The sequence below is a fragment of the Prauserella rugosa genome (assembly GCF_000719975.1).
Taxonomy (GTDB): Bacteria; Actinomycetota; Actinomycetes; order Mycobacteriales; family Pseudonocardiaceae; genus Prauserella; species Prauserella rugosa.
In genome coordinates, this window is sequence record NZ_JOIJ01000007.1 from 21391 (window position 1) to 42032 (window position 20642).

Here is a 20642-nt window from a genome sequence, read left to right on the forward strand (position 1 = left end):
TGGCGAAGGTGTCAAGTTCCGCCGATCTGCGAGCAGGAGGGAAGCCGATGCTCTTCCACGTGGAAATGCAGGTGAATCTGCCGCCCGACATGGACCCCGACGCGGCCGCGAAGCTCAAGGCCGACGAGAAGGCCATGTCGCAGGAGTTGCAGCGGGCGGGGACCTGGCGGCACCTGTGGCGGGTCGTCGGCCAGTACTCCAACGTCTCGGTGTTCGACGTCGCCTCCGGCGACGAGCTGCACGAGATCCTGTCGAACCTGCCGCTGTTCCCCTACATGGACATCACGGTGAAGGCCCTCACGCGGCATCCGTCCGCGATCTGACCCGCCCTGCACACGAAACCGGGCACGGACCTCCGCGAGGGAGATCCGTGCCCGGTGGATTCGGACGCGATACCGGAGGGCCGGCTCAGGCCTTCTGCTGCATGCTGCTCCGCGCGGGATTGGCCTGCTGCTCGGCCTTCGGGTCCTTCTCGTCCTGTTTGGCGCGCACGCCGTCCTCGATGCGCTTGCCGACGGTCGGGTCGATGTTCTTCCAGTACTCGAACGCGCGCTCCAGCACCGGTTCGGTGACGCCGTTGAGCAGGTGGCCCACGACGTTGTCGACGAGCCGGTCGCGCGCCGCGTCGTCCATGACCTCACGCACCAGGGTGCCCGGCTGTGACCAGTCGTCGTCCTCCGCGTGCGACACGTAGGCCGCGCGCGTGATCTCCCCGTCCGCGTGCCACGTCGGCGGTGTGTTCCGCTCGGAGTCCGCGGCGGGGCCGCCCTTCGAGTTCGGTGCGTACACCGGATCGGTCACCTTGCGGTACGCCATCGTGCCGTCCTTCGAGTACGACTGGAGCGGCACGACCGGAGCGTTCACCGGAATCTGCTGGTAGTTCACGCCGATCCGCGCGCGGTGGGCGTCGGCGTAGGAGAACAGGCGCGCCAACAGCATCCGGTCGGGGCTCGGGCCGATACCGGGCACGAGGTTGTTCGGCTGGAACGCGGCCTGCTCGATCTCGGCGTGGTTGTCCGTGGGGTTGCGGTCCAGCGTCATGCGGCCGACCTCGATGAGCGGGTAGTCGCCGTGCGGCCACACCTTCGTCAGGTCGAACGGGTTGAACCGGTAGGTCTTCGCGTCCTCGTACGGCATGATCTGCACGTACAGTGTCCAACTCGGATAGTCGCCCGCCGCGATGTGCTCGAACAGGTCGCGCGTGTGGTAATCGGTGTCCGCGGCGGCCATCTGGTCGGCCTCGTGCTGGGTGAAGCACTCGATGCCCTGATCGGTCTTGAAGTGGTACTTGACCCAGAACTCCTGGCCCTTGTCGTTGATCCACATGTACGTGTGGGACGTATAGCCGTTCATGTGCCGCCACGTGCGCGGGATACCGCGGTCGCCCATCAGCCACGTCACCTGGTGCGCCGACTCCGGCGAGAGCGTCCAGAAGTCCCACTGCATGTCGTGGTCGCGCAGGTTGTTGTCGGCGCGGCGCTTCTGCGACCGGATGAAGTGCTGGAACTTCATCGGATCCTTGACGAAGAAGACCGGCGTGTTGTTGCCGACCATGTCGTAGTTGCCCTGCGACGTGTAGAACTTCAGCGCGAACCCGCGCGGGTCACGCCACGTGTCCGGGCTGCCGCGCTCACCCGCGACGGTCGAGAACCGCGCCATCATCTCGGTCTTCGCGCCCGGCTGGAACACGGCGGCCTTCGTGTACTGGCTGACGTCGTTCGTGACCTCGAAACGCCCGAACGCGCCGCTGCCCTTGGCGTGCGGTTGCCGCTCCGGGATGCGTTCGCGGTTGAACTGGGCCATCTGCTCGATCAGGTAGGCGTCCTGCAGCAGGATCGGCCCGCCTGCGCCCACGGTGAGCGAATGTTCGTCGCTTTCGACGGGGGCGCCGGAATCGGTGGTGGTGGCGGGGCGGTTGTTGGTGGGTGCGGCCATGTTCGTCTCGATCCTCCTCGTCGCGCCGCCGCGGACACCGTCGGAAGGCTCCGGGTCAACCGCCGGACGCGGTGTGCTGGAGTTCCGATTCGTCCCGCTGCCTCCTGCGGCACGCGGGACACAGGCCCCAGAACATGACCTCGGCCTCGGCGATGTCGAAGCCGTGGTAATCGCTCGGAGTCAGACACGGTGACGCGCCGACGGCGCAGTCGACGTCTTCCGTCCGCCCGCATGACTGGCAGACGAGGTGGTGATGGTTGTCGTGCACGCGCCGTTCGTAGCGGGCCGCGTGTCCCGCCGGCTGGATGGAACGCACCAGACCGGCCTCCTCGCAGGCGCGCAGGACGTCGTAGATCGCCTGGCGCGACACCGAAGCCGGCTGACCGCGGACACCCGCCCATACGGCGTCCGCGGTGGAGTGCGGGTGGTGTTCGAGCCAGTTGAGTACGCGTCGGCGTGGGCCGGTGACCCGCAACCCGGCCGAGCGAAGCAGCTCCGCGACGTCCGACGGTGAACCTGCATCCATCGCACGCGAACTACCCCGATCTGTACCCCGTCAAACCGCACGCCCCACACCCATGCCCGGGTTACACCCGTTCGGCGTAGGCGGAGCTCCGGGGGTGCTGGGGCTGTCAGTTGTCGAGGAGTTGCGGCGCCTCGGCGCGGACGGCGTCCATGAGCTCGGTCATGCTGGGGTTGACCAGCGAGCGCTCGCCGACGAACACGGTCGGCACCGTCTCGTTGCCGTCCGCGGCGGCCTTGACCCGGTCGGCGGCGCCGTCGGTTTCCCAGATGTTGATCTTGCGTACCGGCAGGTTCGTCGCGTCCAGCTGGGCCTCCAGCATCATGCAGAAGGGGCAGCCGGGTCGCCAGTAGAACTCGATCTCGTCATTCGCCACGGTGTCGACGGTACGTCGCCCATCGCACCGCTTGGCCCCGATGTGACACACGTCGACCTGCGTCGGTGCGCGGCGGCCCGGCATCCTGAACGACATGGACGTCGACGCCGCGTTGGACTCGGTGGCCGCGGAGTTGTACGCGGTCGACCGGGACGAGTTCGTACGCGAACGCGACGCCCGCGCTCGTGCCACCGAGGACCGCGATCTGGCCGCGCGGATTCGGAAGCTGTGCAAACCGACCGCCGCGGCGGCACTGGTGAACCGGTTCGTCCGCGAGCAGCCCGACCGCGTGCGCGAGCTACGTGATCTCGGGGACGCGCTCAGGCAAGCACACCGCGACCTCGACGGCGTGCGCATTCGAGAACTTTCTCCACAGCGCGGCCGGCTTGTGGATGAACTGTCCACAATGGTGACCGACGGGGCGAGTGACACGGTGGCGCGCGAGGTACGCGAGACGCTCGACGCCGCGGTCGCCGATCCGGACACCGCCGAGGAGGTCGCACGTGGACAACTCGTGACAGCCCTGCATCCCGGGACCGGGATCGGGGACGACGACATGGCCGCGTGGTTCGCTTCGGCCCCCGCGTCGGGAGGAACGGTCGACACCGAGTCCGGCTCCCGTGCGAAGGAACGTGGCAAGTCCGACCGGAAGCCGGAACAGCGCCGCGACGAGAAGCGGCAGCAGCAGAAGCGACAACCGGACGAACAGCGCCGGCAGGAGCAGCGTCTCCGCGAGGAACAGGAACAAGAGGAAGAGCAACAAGAGGAAGAGCGGCGAGAGGAACAGAAACGAGCGAAAGAGTACCGAGAGAAACAGCGCCGAGAAGAACGGCAGCGACAACAGCAGCGAGAGCAGCAGCGACGGCTCCGGGTGCGACTCGACGAGGCGAGGCAGCGCCGGAACGCGGCGGTCACCGAACTCCGGGAGGCCGAGGCTGCCGAAGCGCAGGCCCGGCGGCGGGCCGCCGACGCGCGTAAGGAGTTCGAGGCGGCCGATCGTGAGGTGAGCGACGTGGAAACGGAACTGTCCGAACAGGACTCCTGACGGAGGAGTCCGGCTCGCCGCGGTGCGGCGGTCGAGCGGGCCGGCCCCGAATGTGGCCCGCCCGACCGCCTTCCCCCGGCTCCTGCACCGCCCCCGCGGGCAGGGTCACCCGATGTCGCGCCTGCGGAACGCCGTCGCGCCCAGCACCGCGAGGGCCGCGGCCACGACCGTCAGCCACACCATCGGCGTCATCGTGAACTCGGCGTTCGGCAGCTGGGGCACGTGCCCGAACGGCGAGAGGTTCAGCACCGCCTGTGGCAGTTCGAGGATCGGGCCGAACATGCTGATCAGAATGAAGGCCGCCGCCACTCCCCACGCCGCCACCGACGCGTTCGGCACCAGACCGAACAACGCGGCGGCCGCACCGGCGACGACCCACATCGCGGGCAGTTGGGCCAGCACCGCGCCGAACACGCGTGGCCATTCCCCGGCCACGTCACCGGAGCGCAGTCCGTACCCCAACGCGAGCAGGGCCGCCGCGACCGCGAGCACGACCGCCGTGCCTGCGAAGACGAACAGCAGGTGCCCGCCGAGCCAGCGCAGCCTGCCCACGCCGCCGGAGAGCAACGGCTCGACACGCAGCGCCGTCTCCTCCGCGCGCATGCGCAGCGTGGCCTGCACGGCGTACAGCGCACCGATCATCGCGATCATGCCTGCCATCGTGGCCAGGAAGGCGTCCTCGATGCCCTGTGCGCCGCCCATCTGCTGCAGGATGCGCTCCATTTCCGCGCTGTCGCCCACGATGTCGGACACGCCGGAGGCGAGCGAACCGAACAGCCCGCCCATGACCGCGAAGCCCACGATCCAGCCCAGCAGCGCGCCGCGGTGCAGGCGCCACGACAGCGCCAGGGAGGTCCGTAGGCCGGGAGTCGCCGCGGACGGACCCGGCCTGCCGGGGATGAGGCTCATGCCGACGTCGCGCCGCGGCAGCAGGGTGTACGCCACAGCGCACAGCACGGCCGTGGCCGCGAGGGGCAGAGCGAGCACCGCCCACTCCTCACCGGCGAACGCGCGCACCCGATGCACCCAGCCGAGCGGCGACAGCCACGACAGCCACTCCATGTCCGACGTGTCCCCCGCGGCGCGGATCAGGAACAGCACGCCGAGTGTGGCCCCGGCCAGGGTGTTCGCGGTGCGGGAGTACTCGGCGAGCTGCGCGGTCACGGCAGCCACGCCGGTGAACACGAGCCCGCACAGGGCGACCGCGGCGCCGAACGCCACCGATCCGGCGGGCTCGGCACCGATGCCCGCGGTCATGGCCGCGAGCAGGACACCGGTCAGCACGCTGAACCCACCGGCGGTGGCGATGCCGGCGGTCAGGGGCGCGTACCGGCCGACGACCGTCGACGACAGCAGCTCCTGCCTGCCCGTGTCCTCCTCCTGGCGGGTGTGCCTGGTGACGGTGAAGGCCGCGACCAACGACGTCAGCAACGCCGCGATCGTGCCGAAACGCCAGACGGTGAACCCGCCCGCGGTCTCGAGGTTGTAGGCCGGACCGAAGATGATCGCGAACGACGGGTTCGCCCCGACACTCGAGCTCAGTGCGGCGCGCTCGGCCGCGTTCGGGTACAGCGCCTCGTAGGCGCTGCCGCCCGAGGCGGCGAGCACCCCGATGACGACCGCCCACACCGGCAGCACGATGCGGTCGCGGCGGGCGGCGAGCCGGACCAGCGCTCGGGTGCCCGCCAGTGAACCCGCCCGTACCCGGGGCGCCGCGGTGGTCACGGTGGCGGTCATGATGCCGCCCCCGCTGCCACCGGCAGTTCGTCGGTGTAGTGGCGCAGGAACAGCTCCTCCAACGTCGGCGGCGTGCTCGTCAGGCTGCGCACCCCGATGTCGGTGAGTCTGCGCAGTGCTTCGTCGAGCGCGTCGGTGTCGACGTCGAACCGCACCGTGTTGCCGTCCACCCGGAGGTCGTGCACGTGCGGAAGGCTCGCCAAGCCGTTCGGGTGCCCGGCGAGTTCGGCCGAGATGGACGTGCGCGTGAGGTGACGCAGGTCGTCGAGCGTCCCGGTCTCCACCGTGCGCCCGGCCCGGATGATGCTCACCCTGTCGCACAGCGCTTCGACCTCGGCGAGGATGTGCGACGAGAGCAGCACGGTACGGCCCGCGTCGCGGGCCTCCCGGATGGTCTGCTGGAACACCGCCTCCATCAGCGGGTCCAGTCCCGACGTCGGCTCGTCCAGGATCAGCAGCTCGACGTCGGAGGCCAGCGCGGCCACGAGTGCGACCTTCTGCCGGTTGCCCTTCGAATACGTGCGGCCCTTCTTCGTCGGGTCGAGTTCGAAACGTTCGACCAGTTCTGTCCGCCTGCGGGTGTCGAGTCCACCGCGCAGCCTGCCGAGCAGGTCGATGACCTCGCCGCCAGACAGATTCGGCCACAGGTTGACGTCACCGGGCACGTAGGCGAGCCGGCGGTGCAGCGTCGCGGCCTGGCGCCAGGGATCGCCGCCGAGCAGGTGGACGTCCCCCGCGTCGGCGCGCAGGAGGCCGAGCAGCACGCGGATCGTCGTCGATTTGCCGGATCCGTTGGGGCCGAGGAACCCGTGGACCTCGCCGGTAGCGACGTGCAGGTCGAGACCGTCCAGTGCCGTGGTCCGGCCGAAGGTCTTCCGCAGCCCGGTGACGTTCACCGCGTCGTCGGCGGGTGTGCCGCGTCGAGGGGAACTGCTCGCGACGTTGTGTGTCATGCCGACGAAGCTACACTGATTTCACGAAGTTGTGAACAATCAAAAATTCATGATCCTGATGTGGCATGTGATCATCGGTTGCGGTGCGAGAGGAGTGGCCGTGGTGAGGAAGGATGAACGCCGTGGTCGGTGAGTCGGGCAGGGAATCGGTTGACGGGCAGGACACGGCGCAGGACGGAACAGGCCGGGACGAGGACGCCGTCGCCAAGTACGTCGAGAGCCTCGGCCTGACGCTGAATCAGATCGGCCTTCCGCGGATGCCCGCGCGCGTGTTCGCGGTGCTGCAGACCTCGGACGAGGGGGAGATGACGGCTGCGGAGGTTGCGGAGCGGCTCTCGGTGAGTCCCGCCGCGGTCTCCGGGGCCGTCAAGTACCTCGAGCAGATGGGACTCATCGCCAAGGAACGCGCGCCCGGTGCGCGGCGCGATCACTACCGCGTCTACGACGACTTCTGGTTCGCGTCGATGCTCAAACGCGAGCGCATGATCGCGATGTGGCGCGACGCCACCCTCGAAGGCGTGCGCGCGCTCGGCGAGGACACGCCGGCTGGTAAGCGGCTCAGCTACATGGCCGACTTCCTCGACTACCTCGCGGTCGAGATCCCGAAGCTGTTCGAACGGTGGGAGACCCTGCGCAGAGCGCAGGACTGAACGGATCACCCGAATCGGAGATTCGGCGGGAAAAGTAGTGGTCCGCATGTATCTGGTGCGGCTCAGCCGTCTCCTGTGAGGTATCGGGCACTGCTCGAAGGTGGTGGCCGGCAGCCGAGGGGGCCGTCGGCCACCACCGCCCGGCGACAGCGATCGGCACAACTGACCGGCGGTGCCGCTCGATCGCGCTCTTCGATTGCGCCGTTCGGCCTGCCCTTCCCGGACGAGGCGACTGGCCCGGGACGAGGCGCGAATCGGGTCCAGATCACCGCCCGATCGAGGGAACCGAGGAGGCGTGCCGGCAGTCGGAGAGGTGTTCCCGCCGAGAACCACGGCTGGCCGGCCGTCGTGCACCGCGCGGCCGCTGGGGGTGCCGGCCATTCGTAGCCGTCGGCGGGGAATCGGGCGCCGGGGCCGGCGCGGTTCGGAGAGGACGACCGCACCGGTACCCGACGTCCGCTGGGGCGAACGGGTGACGCGGCCAATGGTCTGGACCCGTCGACTCCACCGCCGGTAGACCGGCGATACTGCGGACGCGTGCGAGGGGGCGCGCTCGGCGGCGTTCGGGCCGGCGGTCGGCGTGTCCGCGCCTCGCCGGCCCGACGGAGCCGATCGGCACCGTTCGGGAGGGGGGAATCCCATGGCTGAATCCACCGGGTCAGGCGGCATGCCCTGGGAGGGGCTCGAAGGTCATGACCTGCACGCCGCGTGTCTGACCGCGGCGCGCGCCGGTGATCGCAGGGCGATGAACCGGCTGGTGGCCGAACTGAGCCCACTGGTGTGGCACGTCGCGCGCGGCAACGGGCTCGACGCGCACGCCGCCGAGGACGTCGTGCAGACGGTGTGGCTCACGTTGCTGCGGCGGATCGGCGAGGTGGGCGAACCGCGTGCGCTCGCGGCCTGGCTGATCACCACGACGCGCAGGGAGGCTCTTCGCGCGGGCAGGCGTGCCGAAGCGCTCACGCTGACCGACGACGTCGCCGACGCGGCGGCCGGAGCGCATCCGCCGCCCGAGGACGTGGTGCTGCGTGCCGAACGCGACCGCAGTCTGTGGCGCGCGTTCCGTGGACTGTCGACGCGCTGCCAGGAACTGCTCCGCCTGACGGTGCTCGCGGGCAAGGCCGAGTACCGCTACGTCGCGGACGCACTCGGCATGCCGCACGGCAGCATCGGTCCCACGAGGAGCCGGTGCCTCGCGCGGATGCGGGAGCTGCTGTCGGCGTCCCGGCCCGATCCGACGGAGGGGCAGGCATGAACCGTTGTGTCCACGGATGCGCCGGACTGTTCACCGATCCCGATCTGTCCCTGGCTGCCGAGCTGCGCCGCCTCGTCCTCGACCTCGATCGCATGCCGGACGGGCTCGTCGAACGGGTCCAGACCACGCTCGACGGCGCGCACGGCGCCCATCACGACGTGGCCGACCCGCCGATCTTCCGGTACTGATCGTTTTCGGTACTCGTGACCCGAGGCGGCGATGGGTCAAGATGGGGGCGTGAGTCCGCCCCGAGCCGATCTGCCCGCGCCACGTTGGCTGGTGCACCTGTTGCGCACCGACCCGGCTCCCGTTCCGTGGAGCAGGGTGTTGCGGGCCGTGGTGGGGTTCACCGCGCCGATCGCGATCGGCTACCTCGCAGGTGAACCGGCGATCGGCGCGCTCGTGTCCGCGGGTGTGCTGCCGACCGTGATGGGCGACGGCTCGGGTCCGTACGCGTACCGGGCGAAGCGACTCGGGATCACGGTGTGTGCCGCGGTGTTCGGCTTCGCCCTCGGTCTGGTGACGGGGACGGACCCGTGGCTGTCGCATCCGACGGTGGTGCTCGTGGCCGCGGTGTCGGCGCTCGTCAGCACCGGTGGCAACAACGCCTCGTTCGCCGCGCTGCAGCTGTTCGTGTTCGTCACGCTCGGCACCGGGCAGGCCGAGGCGGGTACGGACGTGGCCGTGGCGGTGGCCTGTGTCGTCACCGGCGGACTCTGGGGACTGCTCCTGGCGTTGTCCGGGTGGACGGTGCACGCGACCTCGCCGGAACGTCAGGCCGTGGCGCAGGTCTACATCGAGTTGGCCGCGATGCACTCGGCTCAGGACGAGGCGACCTCGCTCGCGGCGCGGCAGCAACTGACCACCGCGATGAACACCGCCTACGACCGGTTGCTGACGGCGCGATCGTGGTTGTCCGGGCGCGACGCCACGTACCGGACGCTGCTCAACCTGCTCTCGGCCACGACTCCCGCCGTGGAGGCGTCCGTGGCCATGGTCAACGCGGGCGAACGCGCCCCGCGGGACGTGATCGCCCACTTCACTGACCTCGCCGCCGCGGTGCTGGCCGACGCGCCGTTGCCCGCGCCTCCCCGTGGTGGGGACGGTGGCCGGGACGATCCGGCCGACCCCGCCGACTCGACGACCGCGGCGCTGTACCACGCGTTGACGAAGATCAACACCGAGGAGGAACGCAGCCGCAGGGACCGGGTGCCGTGGTTGCAGAAGGTCCGCGACTGGGTCGAATCGCTGGCCTCCGGTCCGCTCACGTGGATCGCCGCGGCGCGGCTCACCCTGTGTGTCGCCATCGCCGAGCTGGTCCGGCTGACCGTTCCCCTCGACAACCCGTACTGGCTCACCCTCACCGTCGGCCTGGTGCTGAAGCCGGATTTCGGCTCGGTGTTCGGCCGTGCCGTGCTCAGGGGCGTGGGAACGGTGGTCGGCGTCGGTATCGGGGCGGCGATCCTCGGACTCGGCGCACACGGTCACGGACCGGTGTTGATCGCCCTCGTGGCCGTGCTGGCCGCGGGCCTCGTGATCGGCAAAGTGCGCAACTACGGCATCCTCAGCGCCTTCGTGACGCCCCTGATCATCCTGCAGATGGACCTCACGATCGGCGGCGACTGGGGCGTCGTGCTGGCCCGGCTCACCGACACGGTCGCCGGCTGCGCCATCGTGCTCGTGTTCGGGTACCTGCTGTGGCCGGGCAGCAGGCGCCCGCGGGTCGGGGGCAGGCTGGCCGACGTCGCCGACACCGTGGCCAGGTACGTCGAGGTGAGCCTCGGCCCCGACGCCGACCGCATGGAGCGCTCGCGGTGCAGGCGGCAGGCCTACCGCGGACTGGCCGATCTGCGTACCGCGTTCCAGCAGCTCGTCGTCGAACCGTCGCCCGCGGGCAGACAGGCCGCGGCGTGGTGGCCCGCCATCGTGGCGCTCGAACAGGTGACGGATGCGGTGACCGCCGCCGTCGTGGGGCTCTCGCACGGCGCCGACCGGCCCGCCGCATCGGACGTCCGCCTCGTCACCGCGGCACTGGCCGAACTGGCCTCGGCGGTGCGTGACCAGCGTGATCCGGTGGACGTCGACCTGCCCGACACCGAGCAGCTCGCCGGTGTCGCCGACCAGCTGGACACGGCGTTCGACGCGGTGCGCGGACCGGACTTCACCCGTTCGAAGTTCACATTCCGGCGCAGAAGGTGACTATTCGGTCTCCGGTGCCTCATCAGGGTTTGCGCTGGAGCGCCGATGCTGGTGCATTGGTCACATGGGCATCAACTTCGATGACATCAAGAAGAAGGCTCAGGACACGCTGAGCAAGAACAGTGACAAGGTCGAGCAGGGCCTGGACAAGGCGAGCGGTTTCGCCAAGTCCAAGTTCGGCGACAAGGCCGACAAGATCGACGATGTGACGAAGAAGGCCAAGGACGCGCTGCACAAGCAGACCGGCGAGTCCGGTGAGCAGGGTGGCCAGTCCGGGCCCTCCGGCCCCTCGGGTCCGTCCGGTCCTTCGGGTCCGTCCGGCCAGTGAGGCGGTGACCTCGCAGGGCGAGGTGTGCCTGCTCAGGCCACCTCGCCGTGGAGGATGTCGCCGTCGAGCGCGGTGAACCATCCTCCCCGCTGACCGAACGAGAGGAGACCTTCGCGGGCGTCGGGAGCGCGCAGATCGAGCGTGACCGGCGTGCGCGGGGCGCCCTGTTGCTCGGTGAGCGAGACCAGCGCGTCGTGCCCCGCGTCGATGGTGGCCTTGAGCCCACCGGTCGACGCCAGCGAGCCACGTGCCGCGCCCAGCAGGCCGAGCGCCTCGTCGAGGACCGGCAGCAGCGCGGCACGGTTGCCCTCGGTCATCGCGCGCACCAGCTCGGGACGGGTGCCGGCGACCCGGGTTCCGTCACGGAACGACCCGGCGGCGAGTGCACCCGCGAGCGGACCGCCGACGGAGGCCACGTTGGCCAGCACGGCGGCCAGCAGGTGCGGCAGATGCGACGTCCTGGCGACGGCGCCGTCGTGGGCGAGTGCGGGCAGTGGCACCACCCGCGCGCCTGCGTCGAGGGCCAGCGCCGCGGCCTCCCGCCACGCGGTGAGGTCCGGTTCGCCGTCGCTCCCGCCTTCGTCCTCCTCGGCGCAGACGACCCACGTCGCACCCTGGAACAGCGTCGCTGTCGCGGCCTTCCAACCGGACTCGGCCGTGCCCGCCATCGGATGTCCACCTGCGTAGCGCGCGTCGGGCGCCAGCCGGGTGACCGAGTCCAGCACCGGACCCTTGACGCTGGTCACGTCCGTGAGCAGGCAGTTCGGCGCGTGGGCTGCGACCAGCCGGAGCACGTCGTCGACCGCGGTGAGCGGCACCGCGAGCACCACCAGCGCGTCGCCGTCGGCCGCGCGGGTCAGCGCCCCGGCGACGTCGGTGCTCGCGTCGAACCCGTCGGCCACGGCGGCGTCGACGTCCTCCTGCGATGCCGACGCGCCCCACACCCTTCGGCCTGCCGAGGACGCGGCGCGCAGCACCGATCCGCCGATGAGTCCCAACCCGATCACGCACACGTCACGCACGGCACACATCCTCGCACTCCGGGGCGCAGGCTGAAACGCTCCGGCGGCGCAATGCCCCGGCGCACAGCGGACGGCTGCGCAGGCGCCAAGGCAGCAGCAGCCGACGTCAGCGCAGCAGCGACAGCGCGTAGGCGGCGTGCATGGCGACCCCGTGCGCCATCGCGTCCTCGTGGTGGCGGACGCGGTTGGAGTGGTTGGCAGGCGCCTGTGCGGGGTCGACGTCGGGCGGGCACGCGCCGAGCAGCGCGAACGCGCCGGGGACGCGCTGCAGGACGTAGGAGAAGTCCTCCCCGCCCATGATCGGCTCCGGCAGCAGCGCGGCGTTGTCGGGTCCGAGGACCGTCGAGGCCAGCTCCAGCACCCGTGCGGCCTCGTCGGCGTCGTTGACGGTGGTCGGATAGCCGGGAGTGAGGTCGATCTGCGCGCGGCAGCCGTAGGCCGCGGCGATGCTCTCGCACACCGACTCCATCTCGGCGCGCACCTTCGACCGGGCCGCATCGGACAGCGTGCGCATCGTGCCCTCGAGGAACGCCGTCTCCGGGATGATGTTCGTCGTCGTGCCCGCCTCCATGTGCGTCACCGACAGCACCACGGGCTCGGTCGCGGCGAACCGCCGTCCCGTCATCGTGTGCAGCGCACCGACCATGGCCGCGGCCGCGGGGATCGGATCGCAGGCGGCCTCGGGTACGGATCCGTGTCCGCCCTTGCCGACGACGCGCACGTGGAAGTCGTCGACCGAGGCCATCAGCGGGCCCGGCCTGGTGTGGACCCTTCCGCTCGGCAGCGTCGGGTAGATGTGCACGCCGAACGCGTGTTCCACCCGCTCGCCCGCCGCGTCGAGCACACCCTCGTGGATCATGTGCCGCGCGCCGTGCTGACCTTCCTCGCCGGGCTGGAACATGAACACCACCGAGCCGGCCAGGTCGTCGACGTGCCGGGACAGCAGCCGAGCCGCCGAGGCCAGCATCGCGACGTGGGTGTCGTGACCGCAGGCGTGCATCGTGCCGTCGGACTCGGAGGCGAACTCCTCTCCGGACTCCTCGGTCACCGGCAGCGCGTCCATGTCGCCGCGCAGGAGAACGGCAGGGCCCGGCTTGGCTCCGCGCAGCACCGCGGTCACCGACGTCGACGTCGTTCCCGTGGTGACCTCGAGAGGCAGGTCCTTGATCGCCTCCAGCACCAGCTCCTGCGTCCGCGGCAGGTGGAGGCCGATCTCGGGCTGCCGGTGCAGCCGCCTGCGCAGCGCGACCGTGTCCGGCTGCAGGGCCCGCGCCTCGTCCGCGAGCTGCGGAAGCACCAGGTCGGGAAGGGAGGGAAGCTGTTCGGGTCCGGTCATGTGATCGATCCTGGCACGTCGGCCGGCGGGCCCGCGTGCGGTGCGGGAGAACCGACAGGCCGCTTTCGAGCCGTCACCGATGGTCACGCGGGTATACGGTGGGCCCATGCCGGTGGACGAGTCGATCACGGGATTCGCAATGGCCGTGGTGCGCGAGGACGGTCAGTGGCGATGCAGCGCGCTGGAGCAGGCCGCGCTCGCCGAACTCGACGCGGCCATCACGGAGCTGCGCAAGCTGCGTTCGACGGGCGCGGTGTTCGGGATGCTGGCGGTGGACGACGAGTTCTTCGTCATCGTGCGCCCGACGCCGGGCGGTGCGCAGTTGCTGGTGTCGGACGCGGCCGCGGCGCTGGACTACGACATCGCCGCCGACGTGCTCGACCTGCTGCGCGTCGACCCGCCCGACGAGGACGACGACACGATCTGGCCGGAAGGCGACCTGGAGATCCTCGCCGACCTCGGGATGCCCGCGCCGGAACTCGAGGTCATCGCGGGTGAGACCGAGCTGTACCCGGACGAGCAGCTGGGCATGATCGCGCAGCGGTGCGGGTTCGGCGAGGCGTTCAACAAGGCCCTCGACGAGCTGTGAACCCGGCGGCGGCCGACGAGTCCGCGGTCCGGGAGGCGCTCGGGTACGCGCGGCGGGCGCGTGGCACGCGCGACGTGCCCATCGGGGCCGTCGTGTTCGCCCCCGACGGCCGGGTGCTCGCGGGCGCGCACAACGCGCGTGAGCACCTCGGCGACCCGACCGCGCACGCAGAGGTGCTGGCGTTGCGGGCCGCGGCCGCGGAGTACGGCGACGGTTGGCGCCTCGCAGGCTGCACCCTCGCCGTGACGGTCGAACCCTGCACGATGTGTGCGGGTGCGCTCGTGCTGGCCCGTGTCGCGCGGGTGGTGTTCGGCGCGTGGGAACCGCGGACCGGGGCGGTCGGCTCGTTGTGGGACGTGGTGCGGGACCGGAGGTTGAACCACCGCCCCGAGGTGATCGGCGGAGTGCTCGAGCACGAGTGCGCGGAGCTGCTCGACGAGTTCTTCGCAGCGCACCGGGTCGATCCCGGCTGAGGCGGACCCCGTGCGATCGGCGAAGGGGCGTCGAGTAACCTATTTAGCGGTAGCGTGTCCGAGCGGCCGAAGGAGCGCGACTCGAAATCGCGTGAGGTGAGAGCCTCCGTGGGTTCGAATCCCACCGCTACCGCTCGTGCCGAAGGGGCGGGTGTTCGAGACCGAGCACCCGCCCCTTCGCCGTTCTCGGAGTCGTTCTCGCAGTCGTGCGCCGGAGTCGGCGTGTGGGGGCCGCCGACGGTCCGATCGTGCTGTGGCGTGACTACTTCGACTGGACGACGGTGCCGGCCTCGAGCGCCCGCGGCGGGGTTGCGGCGTTGGCTCACGCGGTGCGATCGGCACTGGGACGAAACGGCGGCTCGGTGACCGGCCGCCACCCCCGATCGGCGGAGTGAGCCGACGAACGGACTCCTCCGCGTCGGCCAATCTTCTTCCGGTGCTCACCCGGATGGGCAAAGATGCCTCGCGTGACCGCACTCAGCAGCAGAGCGACGCGGGTCGTTTCGGCGTTGTCCGCGACAGCGGTGGCCACCTCGATCGTGCTCGCCGCCCCCGCGACCGCAGACACCACCGAGACCCGCATCCACGACGTCCAGGGCACGGGCCGCATCTCGCCCATGGTCGGCGAGTCCGTCACGGTGCCGGGCATCGTCACCGCCACCCGTGACTTCGGCAGCGCCCGCGGCTTCTGGCTGCAGGACCCCGAACCGGACGGCGACCCGCGTACCAGCGAGGGCATCTTCGTCTACACCGGTGAGCAGAGCCCCGACGTCACGGCAGGCGACGAGCTGTCCGTCACCGGCGAGGTCACCGAGTACCGCCCGGAGAGCCAGGACTCGGCTTACCAGTCGACCACGCAGCTGACCGGTGCCGAGTGGACGGTCTCCTCGACCGGCAACGAGCTTCCGGAGGCGGTGGAGATCACCGCCGACACCGTGCCGGACACGTTCGCGCCGCCGGAGGGCAACCTCGACGAGCTCGAACTCCAGCCCGACAAGTACGCCCTCGACTTCTGGGAGTCCACGGAGGGCCAGCGCGCCGTCATCGGTGACGCGCGCCTGGTGAGCCCCAGCACGCAGTACAACGAGCTGTACGTGACCACCAAACCGGGCGAGAACCCGAGTGCGCGCGGCGGTGCTGTCTACGGCGGCTACGACCGGGCGAACACGGGTCTGCTGAAGATCGAGTCGCTGATCCCGTTCGACGAGCGTCCTTTCCCGACGGCCAACGTCGGCGACACCCTCACCGGCACCACGGCGGGGCCGATCGAGTACGACTCCTACGGCGGCTACACGCTGATGGCCACCGAACTGGGCGAGGTGGCCGACAACGGTCTCGAGCGGGAGGTGACGGCGAAGCAGAGCCGCGCCGACCTGTCCGTGGCGACCTACAACGTCGAGAACCTGTCCGGCGTGGACGATCAGGCCAAGTTCGACGACCTGGCAGGCGGCGTGGTCGAGAACCTGCGTTCGCCCGACATCGTGACGTTGGAGGAGATCCAGGACAACAACGGCGCCGACGGCAACGGCGACGGGGTCGTGGCTGCCGACGAGACGCTGGACCGGTTCGTCGACGCGATCGCGGCCGCGGGCGGGCCGCGGTACGAGTGGCGCCAGATCGACCCGGAGGAATCGGCCGACGGCGGTCAGCCGGGCGGCAACATCCGCGTCGGTTTCCTGTACAACCCGGACCGGGTGTCGTTCGTGGACCGTGCGGGCGGAGACGCGACCACACCGGTCGAGGTGGAGAAGTCGCGCTCGGGCGCGGCGCACCTGTCGGTGTCGCCCGGCCGGATCGACCCGCAGAACGAGGCGTGGGCCGACAGCCGCAAGCCGCTCGTCGGCGAGTTCACGTTCCGTGGGCGCACGGTGTTCGTGGTCGCCAACCACTTCGCATCGAAGGGCGGCGACGAGCCGACGCACGGCAGGTTCCAGCCGCCGGCGCGCTCGTCGGAGGAGCAGCGGGTGAAGCAGGCGCAGGTGGTGCGCGGCTTCGTCGACGAACTGCAGGCGGCGCAGCCCGATGCGAACGTCGTCGTGGCCGGTGACCTCAACGACTTCCAGTTCTCGGAGACGCTGGGCACGCTCACCGAGGGCGGCGCGCTGTCGGCGTTGATCGACACGCTGCCCGTCGACCAGCAGTACAGCTACGTCTACGAGGGCAACTCGCAGGTGCTGGACCACATCCTCGTGTCCGACTCGCTGCGGAGGGTCGACTACGACGTGGTGCACATCAACGCCGAGTTCGCCGACCAGGCCAGCGACCACGACCCGCAGATCGTCCGCTTCCGCCCCTCTGCGTCCACCCGGACCGACTGGCCCACCAACTGAGCACTGCTCCCGAGGGCCCCATAGTTGCACTCAACGCGACCATGGGGCCCTTGGGAGCTACTTGCGGGCCCGCCAGCCGAGTTTCAGGACGGCCTGGGTGAGTTCGTGGTAGGCGGGGCGAATGTCGTCGGCGTAGCGGGACGCCTGGTCGCCCCTGGCCGAGGCGACGGGCGTGGGCTCCTCGCCGACGTCGAGCCACGACAGCCGTGCCACGTTGTCCCTCGCCATCGACCACCAGCGGCGCGCGCGCTCGGCCATGGCCTGCTCGGCCTCGGCCGCGGCGTGCACGTTCTGCTCTGCCGCCGCGATCTCACCGTGCAGCTGCTGCTCGCGCGCCTGCTCCCACGCACGCAGATCCTCGGCGGCCTTCCGTGCCAGGCCGATGATCTCCTTGTAGCGCGCGGCCGCGTCCACCCGCGTCTCGGGCGGCTGCTCAGTCATCGAGGTCCTCCTCACGGCGGAACGGGATGACGATCTCGGGCGAGCTCAACGTCGTCCGGTCGAAGAACAGGGCGCGGTCGGGTCGCGGCGACCAGTGCACGACCTGCCCTGCGGCCAGCGGACCGAGTTCGTTGCCCTGCACGTCGAGCGCGACCCAGGCGCCGACGTCATCGGTTCCGCCGAACCCGAGTGTGTCCTTCAGGCGCGCGATGCTCCGCCACCAGCCGAGCACGTGCACCCCACGTGCGGGTCCCTGCTTCAACAGGGTGCGCAGGTGGTCCAGGCCGCTGGTCCTGCCCGGTTCCTTCGCCTCCAACACGGGCAGGGCGGCGTCGACGCCGTAGAGGACGGCGATCCGCCGGGCGGCTCGCTGTGATCCGTCGGCGAGTTCGCCCGCCCACGCCGTGACGGTCTCGACGACGGTGTCCGCCGTGACGGTCTCGGCCTTGTGCCCTTCGGCGTGCAGGCGTTCGGCGAGGGCGGTCACCGCGGGTTCGCACCGGTCGACGAGGCAGAAGAGCGCGAACTCGACGTCACCGGGGGCGAACTGCCTGGCCACCGAGCGGACGGCGGAGTCGAGGATCGACACCGCGTCGCGTTGCGTCGTGCCCAGCACGGCGAGGTTGCGTCCCGGTGCGGTGGACAGCTCGACGGTGTGCGCCACGTCGGCGACGTCGATGGACTGCCCAACGATCGCATGTGGACGGTCCGAAGGCGACAGCGCGGTGAACGCCGTCGACTCGGCGAGTCGCGGAGCGTGGGCACCGTCGAACAGGCGCGGCACGGACGTCGATCCGTAGCGTTGCCACAGTTGCCGTTGCAGGGCGGGGAAGACGCCGCCCGAGCTGGCGTCCGGCACGTGGGCGAGCTGGTTGCCGTGCCCGATTCCGGAGTCGTGATTGACCACCGCGTGCCAGCGCGGCGCGGCGACGGCCGCCTGGTTGGCCTCGGCGAGCACGCGCCTCGCCTTGGGCATCGCGATGCGCAGGGTGCACTGTTCGAACACGGCGGGCTTGCCCCAGAACGCCTCGATTCCGGCGATGTCCTGACTGGCCAGGATGAGGTGGATGCCCTGGGACCGGCCGCGCCGGGCGACGTCCTCCAGCAGCGAGGTTGCCAGTGTCGTCACCGTGTCGCGTTCGCCGAAGAGGTACTGGAACTCGTCGATCACCGCCACGATGCGGGGCCAGTGCCCGTTCGGATCCTGCTCGCGCAGTTCCGACAACGTCGTGACCTCGTGTTCCTTCGCCGCCGCCGACCGCCTGCGCAGTTCGTCGGTGAGGAACCGCAGAAGTGCCAGGCCGAACTCGCGGTCGGTGTTGACGTTGACGCCCACGAGCCGCGCGTGCGGAAGCCAGCTCTCGTCCTTGCGGCCGGGAGCGAGCCCGGCGAACGACACGCCCTCCTTGAAGTCCAAAAGGTACAGAGCAAGTTCGTTCGGCGAGTACCGCGCGCACAGCGAACCCAGCAGGGCGTACAGGAAGTTCGTCTTGCCCGAACCGCTCGGCCCGCCGATCAGGGCGTGCGGGGTGGCGTCGCCGATCACCACGTCGACGGGCTCGCCCTCGTGGAACCCGACGGGTGCCCTGAGCTCCACGGCCGACGAGGCGGTGCCGTACTCGGTCGGCAACAGGTCGTCGAACGTGCGCGGCCCGCCCTGCCTGGCCATCAGCGCTTCGGCGATCCGGGACGACGCGGTGGCGACCTGGCCGCCCGGCAGCGGCGGATCGAGGCGCACCGCCAGGTCCGGGCCCGTCATGCTCGTGACGGCGGTGCGGTCGGCGGTCACGTGCACGCTCTCGACGGCGCCGTCCAGCATCGTGGGCACGTCCACGAGGATGAGCGACATCCCCGCCTCGATCGCGCCGCTGGCGACGCGTTTGATGTCGCGGATCTGTTCGGGCTGCAGGTCCTCCCCGTTGCCGTAGAGCACGCCGATCCGCCACGGTTCGAGCCGCTTGCCCGTGGCGGCCCGCATCGCGCGCAGCGAGACGTGCCCTGCCTGCATGGTGTAACCGTGAATGCGGCGGATGTGGCCTGCGAACTCGTCGAGCAGGTCGGACAGGCGGGTCGGGTCGTGCACCGTGACCGCACTCGTCCTGGACAATGCGTAGAAGTTGGGCAGCACCCCGGTCAGCTGGCCGATGTCCCACAGGTGGATCTTCACCGCGCCGGGTTCGAACGTCGACAACACCCGCATCAGCAGGTTCTCCACCAGTCCGTCCACGGTGGACCGCGTGTTGGGTGCCGACGTCACGGCCAGGTGGGAGGAGTCGAGCAACGGCACTGCGACGTCGAACGCCGAATCCGCGCTTCCGTCCACTGTGGTCTCGCCGATCCGCCACAGCTGCGGCGTCGTGAGCCCGGACGACGTGCCCACCCTGCCGAGCCATTCGCCCGCGGGCGCCGACGCGGGACCGGGTGCGGTCTCGGCGACGAGTTCACGCAGCCGCCGCGGCCCCGCCGTCCACTCGGCGTAGAACTGTTCGCGCACGCTGGCGAGCTTGTGCACCACGCTCGCCATGGCCGGCGTGGTCATCCGGGCTGCGAGTTCCGGGTCCGCGGCCGCCCGGTCCATGCCGGTGCGCACCACGTCCTGTTCGAGGCGGCGCTGCGCGAGCTCCTGTTCGGCCTGCGCGTGCGCGTTGCGGGCGGCCCCGAGCGCGAGGCCGATCTGGTGGCGGAGGTGGTCGAGCGCGGTGACGACGCGGGCTCGCTGCTCGTGGACCTTCCTGCCCATACGCCTGCTACAACCTTGCTTCGTAGTGGTTCAGGGCTTGCTCGACGCCGCCGAGCTGCCCTGTGTGGTCGTCCAGCTGGTCGAACGCTCGCGCCAGCTGGGCGGGTAGCCACGGCTCCCCGCTGCTGCCCGCGGTGCCGCTCTGGGCATCCAGCAGTGCGCGCCGGTACTCCTCGAGCAGTTCCCTGGCGTGTGCGGCCTGCGCGGCGGCGTCCGTGAGGCTCGTGCGGACGGCGTTCAGCGAGGCGTGCAGCTCGTACAGCGACATGGTGGCGGACCGGGGCTCAGAGCCGCGCCGCGTAACCCTCGGTGGACGAGATGCAGGCCTGGATGGTGCTCTGGGTGCCGGTGATGCCCTGAATGGCCTCGGCGAGCAGTCCGTGTGCCTGGCTGACGTCCTCCTGCGCGCTGCCCTGGGTCGCCATCGCCAGTGTCTGCTGCGCTTCCTCGAGGGTCTGCGCGGCTTGCTGAAGTGCGGCGATGCTGGCGGAAGCCTTCTCGTTCGCGGCGGCGATCCCCGCGCGGATCTCTTCCACTCCGGCCATGGGGCGGGCTCCTTGGACATGTCGGTACGTGTCGTGATCCAACTTAGCGTGACCATCCGATGGCAGGCGTGTGGAGGTGGGCGACATCCGGTCACCGTCCGTGGCGATCACGGCCAGCGGATGTGGCTGCGGGCGCTCCGTGCCATTGACTGAAGCGGCTAATCG

General features: G+C 70.4%; 21 protein-coding genes and 1 tRNA gene. 11 read left to right on the plus strand and 11 right to left on the minus strand.

Features of this window, described 5'->3' with window-relative positions; translation table 11 throughout:
- Window positions 1–47 precede the first annotated feature (47 nt).
- On the plus strand, window positions 48–323 hold the full coding sequence (catC, locus tag IF64_RS0111570; protein WP_030532075.1) for a muconolactone Delta-isomerase: 276 nt from the start codon (window positions 48–50) through the stop codon (window positions 321–323).
- An 85-nt stretch (window positions 324–408) separates the two neighbouring features.
- On the opposite strand, the gene IF64_RS0111575 is transcribed toward catC, so the two are convergent.
- From IF64_RS0111575 to IF64_RS26540, 3 genes are all read right to left on the minus strand, one after another.
- Window positions 409–1935, minus strand: a complete 1527-nt coding sequence (locus IF64_RS0111575) for a catalase (protein ID WP_030532076.1) — start codon at window positions 1933–1935, stop codon at window positions 409–411.
- Window positions 1936–1990: 55 nt separating this feature from the next.
- Complete coding sequence (locus IF64_RS0111580) at window positions 1991–2461, minus strand: Fur family transcriptional regulator (protein WP_030532077.1); 471 nt, start codon at window positions 2459–2461, stop codon at window positions 1991–1993.
- 106 nt (window positions 2462–2567) lie between these two features.
- On the minus strand, window positions 2568–2834 hold the full coding sequence (locus IF64_RS26540; protein WP_030532078.1) for a glutaredoxin family protein: 267 nt from the start codon (window positions 2832–2834) through the stop codon (window positions 2568–2570).
- Window positions 2835–2928: 94 nt separating this feature from the next.
- On the opposite strand from IF64_RS26540, the gene IF64_RS26035 reads away from it, so the two are divergent.
- On the plus strand, window positions 2929–3879 hold the full coding sequence (locus IF64_RS26035; protein ID WP_051757751.1) for a hypothetical protein: 951 nt from the start codon (window positions 2929–2931) through the stop codon (window positions 3877–3879).
- A gap of 105 nt (window positions 3880–3984) precedes the next feature.
- On the opposite strand, the gene IF64_RS0111600 is transcribed toward IF64_RS26035, so the two are convergent.
- Both IF64_RS0111600 and IF64_RS0111605 read right to left on the minus strand, forming a co-directional pair.
- Window positions 3985–5616, minus strand: a complete 1632-nt coding sequence (locus IF64_RS0111600) for an ABC transporter permease (RefSeq protein ID WP_030532079.1) — start codon at window positions 5614–5616, stop codon at window positions 3985–3987.
- Window positions 5613–6569, minus strand: a complete 957-nt coding sequence (locus tag IF64_RS0111605) for an ABC transporter ATP-binding protein (protein WP_051757753.1) — start codon at window positions 6567–6569, stop codon at window positions 5613–5615. The genes IF64_RS0111600 and IF64_RS0111605 overlap by 4 nt, the downstream gene beginning before the upstream one ends.
- Before the next feature lie 113 nt (window positions 6570–6682).
- Between IF64_RS0111605 and IF64_RS0111610 the strand changes: the two genes are divergently transcribed.
- The 5 genes from IF64_RS0111610 (at window position 6683) to IF64_RS0111630 (ending at window position 11001) form a co-directional block, all read left to right on the plus strand.
- Complete coding sequence (locus tag IF64_RS0111610; protein WP_084705806.1) at window positions 6683–7219, plus strand: GbsR/MarR family transcriptional regulator; 537 nt, start codon at window positions 6683–6685, stop codon at window positions 7217–7219.
- Window positions 7220–7859: 640 nt separating this feature from the next.
- Window positions 7860–8474, plus strand: coding sequence for an RNA polymerase sigma factor (locus IF64_RS0111615; protein ID WP_030532082.1), 615 nt, complete (start codon window positions 7860–7862; stop codon window positions 8472–8474).
- Window positions 8471–8662, plus strand: coding sequence for a hypothetical protein (locus IF64_RS0111620; protein WP_030532083.1), 192 nt, complete (start codon window positions 8471–8473; stop codon window positions 8660–8662). Before IF64_RS0111615 ends, IF64_RS0111620 begins: the two co-directional genes overlap by 4 nt.
- Window positions 8663–8711: 49 nt before the next feature.
- On the plus strand, window positions 8712–10673 hold the full coding sequence (locus IF64_RS0111625) for an FUSC family protein (protein WP_030532084.1): 1962 nt from the start codon (window positions 8712–8714) through the stop codon (window positions 10671–10673).
- Between the two features lie 64 nt (window positions 10674–10737).
- Window positions 10738–11001 (plus strand): antitoxin, encoded by a 264-nt coding sequence (locus IF64_RS0111630; protein WP_030532085.1) that lies wholly within the window; start codon window positions 10738–10740, stop codon window positions 10999–11001.
- A 32-nt stretch (window positions 11002–11033) separates the two neighbouring features.
- On the opposite strand, the gene IF64_RS0111635 is transcribed toward IF64_RS0111630, so the two are convergent.
- Both IF64_RS0111635 and IF64_RS0111640 read right to left on the minus strand, forming a co-directional pair.
- Window positions 11034–12032, minus strand: a complete 999-nt coding sequence (locus IF64_RS0111635; protein ID WP_030532086.1) for a prephenate dehydrogenase — start codon at window positions 12030–12032, stop codon at window positions 11034–11036.
- A gap of 97 nt (window positions 12033–12129) precedes the next feature.
- Window positions 12130–13359 (minus strand): M20 metallopeptidase family protein, encoded by a 1230-nt coding sequence (locus IF64_RS0111640; protein ID WP_030532087.1) that lies wholly within the window; start codon window positions 13357–13359, stop codon window positions 12130–12132.
- A 106-nt stretch (window positions 13360–13465) separates the two neighbouring features.
- On the opposite strand from IF64_RS0111640, the gene IF64_RS0111645 reads away from it, so the two are divergent.
- The 4 genes from IF64_RS0111645 to IF64_RS0111660 all read left to right on the plus strand — a co-directional run bounded on the left by IF64_RS0111645 (window position 13466) and on the right by IF64_RS0111660 (window position 16751).
- The gene (locus IF64_RS0111645; RefSeq protein ID WP_030532088.1) at window positions 13466–13948 is read left to right on the plus strand and encodes a tRNA adenosine deaminase-associated protein; all 483 of its coding nucleotides are present in this window, start codon (window positions 13466–13468) and stop codon (window positions 13946–13948) included.
- Window positions 13945–14421 (plus strand): nucleoside deaminase, encoded by a 477-nt coding sequence (locus tag IF64_RS0111650; protein ID WP_030532089.1) that lies wholly within the window; start codon window positions 13945–13947, stop codon window positions 14419–14421. Before IF64_RS0111645 ends, IF64_RS0111650 begins: the two co-directional genes overlap by 4 nt.
- 48 nt (window positions 14422–14469) lie before the next feature.
- A tRNA-Ser gene (locus IF64_RS27120) sits at window positions 14470–14554 on the plus strand.
- A gap of 334 nt (window positions 14555–14888) precedes the next feature.
- Window positions 14889–16751 carry an endonuclease/exonuclease/phosphatase family protein gene (locus tag IF64_RS0111660; RefSeq protein WP_425468448.1) on the plus strand — a complete coding sequence of 621 codons (1863 nt, stop codon included), beginning with the start codon at window positions 14889–14891 and terminating at the stop codon, window positions 16749–16751.
- Between the two features lie 57 nt (window positions 16752–16808).
- Here IF64_RS0111660 and IF64_RS0111665 read toward each other — a convergent pair whose 3' ends face one another.
- The 4 genes from IF64_RS0111665 to IF64_RS0111680 are packed head-to-tail and all read right to left on the minus strand — an operon-like array spanning window position 16809 to window position 20477.
- The gene (locus tag IF64_RS0111665) at window positions 16809–17192 is read right to left on the minus strand and encodes a hypothetical protein (RefSeq protein ID WP_030532091.1); all 384 of its coding nucleotides are present in this window, start codon (window positions 17190–17192) and stop codon (window positions 16809–16811) included.
- Entirely contained in the window at window positions 17185–19932 is a 2748-nt protein-coding gene (locus IF64_RS0111670) for an FtsK/SpoIIIE domain-containing protein (RefSeq protein WP_030532092.1), read from the minus strand. The genes IF64_RS0111665 and IF64_RS0111670 overlap by 8 nt, the downstream gene beginning before the upstream one ends.
- Before the next feature lie 7 nt (window positions 19933–19939).
- Complete coding sequence (locus IF64_RS0111675; RefSeq protein ID WP_030532093.1) at window positions 19940–20200, minus strand: hypothetical protein; 261 nt, start codon at window positions 20198–20200, stop codon at window positions 19940–19942.
- A gap of 16 nt (window positions 20201–20216) precedes the next feature.
- A complete protein-coding gene (locus IF64_RS0111680) occupies window positions 20217–20477 on the minus strand; it encodes a hypothetical protein (protein WP_030532094.1) in 261 nt (86 codons plus the stop codon).
- Between the last annotated feature and the right edge of the window lie 165 nt (window positions 20478–20642).